The sequence below is a fragment of the Azospirillum sp. ST 5-10 genome, from assembly GCF_051225715.1.
Taxonomy (GTDB): Bacteria; Pseudomonadota; Alphaproteobacteria; order Azospirillales; family Azospirillaceae; genus Azospirillum.
Window position 1 is genome coordinate 1 of the sequence record NZ_JBPJSP010000069.1, and the last position, 2,877, is coordinate 2,877.

Genomic DNA, 2,877 nt, shown 5'->3' on the forward strand with positions numbered 1-2,877 from the left:
ACGTGCTGTACGGCAACAAGGCGGCGGACACGCTGTTCGGCGGGCAGGCGGACGACACGCTGTTCGGCGGCCAGGACAACGACGCGCTCTACGGCGGCATGGGCGACGACGCGCTGGACGGCAACCAGGGAGCGGACACCCTGTGGGGCGGCGCCGGCGCCGACCGCTTCGTCATCCGCCATCCCGCGGAAGGCGGCGACGTGATCGCCGACTTCGAGACCGGGCTGGATCACATCGTCATCGTCGGTCCGAACTTCGGCACCATCGCGGCGGGCCCCCTGTCGGCCGGCCACTTCGCGCTGGACCGTCCGGGCGACGCGGACGACTGGTTCGTCTTCGACAGCAGGACCGGCGTTCTGTCGTTCGACGCCGACGGCACCGGTGCGGGGGCGGCGGTGGCGATCGCCGCCCTCGACGTGCGCACGCTGAGCAACACCGACATCCTGGTCGTCGGGCACGGCGGCTGAGATGGACGGGACACCGTGCCCACCGACGCTGGCCGATGCGCTGAGCCATCATGAGGCCGGACGCCGGGCGGAGGCCCGGGCGCTGTATCGCCGCGTGCTGGCGCAGGTTCCGGCCGACGCCGACGCGTGGCACCTCCTCGGCGTGCTGCACGCCGAGGAGGGCGACCACGAGGCCTGCGAAACCTTCATCCGCCTGGCGCTGACCATCGTCGAGGTTCCCGAGTTCCACCACAACCGCGCCATGTCGCTGATCGCGCGGTGCCGGTTCGACGATGCCGCCGCGGCCTTCGACGCCTGCATTCGCCTGAACCCGGACCACGCCGACGCCCGGTTCCAGCTGGGAAACCTCTATCGGATGCAGCGGCGGCCGAACGAGTCCATCGCCGCGTACCGCCATGCCATCGCCATCCGGCCGGATTTCGCGGAGGCCCATGCCAACCTCGGTGTCATCCTGCAGGAGGCCGGCCTGCCGGACCTGGCGATCGCGTCCTTTTGCGCCGCGATCCAGCACAAGCCGAACCATGCCGAGGCGCACAACAACCTCGGCCACGCACTGCAGATCCAGGGTCTTCTGAGCCAGGCCGCCGCGTCCCTCAGCGTCGCCATAGGCTTCCAGCCGGATTTCGCCGCAGCCTGGTCGAACCTGGGCAACGTGTTCAAGGAGCAGGGCCAGCCCGACCGGGCCATCGCCGCCTACCGCACCGCCCTGTCCCACCGTCCGGGCTACGCGGCGGCCCACAGCAACCTCCTCATGGCACAGCACTACGCCACGGAGTGCACGAACGCCGACATCCTCGCCGCGGCGCGCGCCTGGGGAGCACGCCATGTCGGCCCGGCGGGGGCGCGCCCTCCCGCCGCCCCGCCGACGCCCGGGCGGCCGCTGCGGATCGGCTATGTGTCGGGCGACTTCAACAGCCACCCCGTGGGCTATTTCCTGGAAAGCGTCCTGGGCGCGCACGACCGGTCGCGGGTGACGGTCGTCGCCTACGCCAACAACAGCCGGAGCGACGGGCTGACCGACCGGCTGCGCGCGCGGACGGACGCCTGGCGTGAGATCGTCGGGGTCGGCGACGACGCGGTGGAGGCCCTCGTCCACCGGGACGGGATCGACGTGCTGGTCGACCTGTCCGGCCACACCGCCGGCAACCGCCTGACCCTGTTCGCCCGGCGGCCGGCGCCGGTGCAGGTGACCTGGCTCGGCTACTTCGGCACGACCGGCCTGCCGGCCATGGATTGGATCCTGGCCGACCGTTACGTGATTCCGCCGGGAGAAGAGCGGTATTTCACGGAATCGGTCCGGCGCCTGCCGAACAGCTATCTCTGCTTCACGCCGCCGACGGACGATGTGCCCGTCGGACCGCCACCGCTGCTCGCCTCCGAGTCCGTCACCTTCGGGTGCTTCAGCAACCGGGCCAAGATCAGCCCGGCGACCGTGGAGCTGTGGGCGCACCTGCTGACGTCGCTGCCGCGGGCGCGCCTGCTGCTGAAGACCCGGCCGTTCGCCGACGCCGGCGTACGCCAGGCCCTGCGCGAACGCTTCGCCGCCCACGGCATCGGCGCGAACCGTCTGCGGATGGAGGGGGAGTCGCCCCGGTCGGACTATCTGTCCGCGTACGGCCGCATCGACGCCGCGCTCGACCCGACGCCCTTCGCGGGCGGAACGACGACGGCGGAAAGCCTGTGGATGGGGGTGCCGGTCCTGACCCTGCGCGGCGACCGGTGGGCCGGACGCATCAGCGAGAGCATCCTTGCGACGGTCGGCCTGGCCGACCGGCTGGTGGCCGACGACCCCGCCGACTACGTCGCCAAGGCGGCCGCCCTGGTGGAGGATGCCGCCGGCCTTGCGGACCTGCGCGCGACCCTGCGCGCGAGGGTCCAGGGATCGCCGCTGTGCGACGCTCCGGCGTTCGCCCGCTCGCTGGAGACGGCCTATTCGGCCATGTGGCAGGCGAGGCGCCAGAGCTAGCGCGGCTTCGGCGGTCGGGGCGCGGGACGGCCACCCGCCTCACCCTCGAGGCCGACGGACTCGGCGATTGCCCCGCCTCCGCATCGGCCCCCTCTGCCGAGTTGTCGGGCAGGCTGGGCATCGGGCTGCGCCATCCGGCGTCCACCCTCGCCGGGAAAGCTTATAAAACCGAACGCCCCGGAGGTTTGGTCCGGGGCGTTCGTTTGGGACTCTGTTGCGGGGGCACGCAATGGCCGATACCGACACCCGCTGAAGATCCCTGTTCGAAGTCGATATGGTCCATTCTCTGGTCCAACAATAGGGGCTCGGTGGATCGCCTCTTGGTCCGGAATGGTGCAAGCTATGCGGGTGTCTGTGACAGAAGCTAAGAGCCTATTCCAGTAGGGCGACGAACTCCCAGACGGTGACGGCACACACGATGTGGAGCATGGCCTCGTAGGTGCG

The 2,877-nt window shown here is 70.8% G+C and carries 1 protein-coding gene and 1 pseudogene; both read left to right on the top strand.

Annotated features, from left to right (window positions below; translation table 11 throughout):
• Positions 1 to 467, top strand: a pseudogene (locus ACSBPG_RS31780) (calcium-binding protein); the annotation flags it as partial.
• 1 nt (position 468) lies between these two features.
• Entirely contained in the window at positions 469 to 2,433 is a 1,965-nt protein-coding gene (locus tag ACSBPG_RS31785) for a tetratricopeptide repeat protein (RefSeq protein WP_435541265.1), read from the top strand.
• The last annotated feature ends 444 nt before the right edge of the window (positions 2,434 to 2,877 follow it).

Excerpts from the sequence above, each read along its gene's own strand:
- ACSBPG_RS31785 (WP_435541265.1), top strand. The coding sequence starts at position 469 with ATGGACGGGACACCGTGCCCACCGACGCTGGCCGATGCGCTGAGCCAT.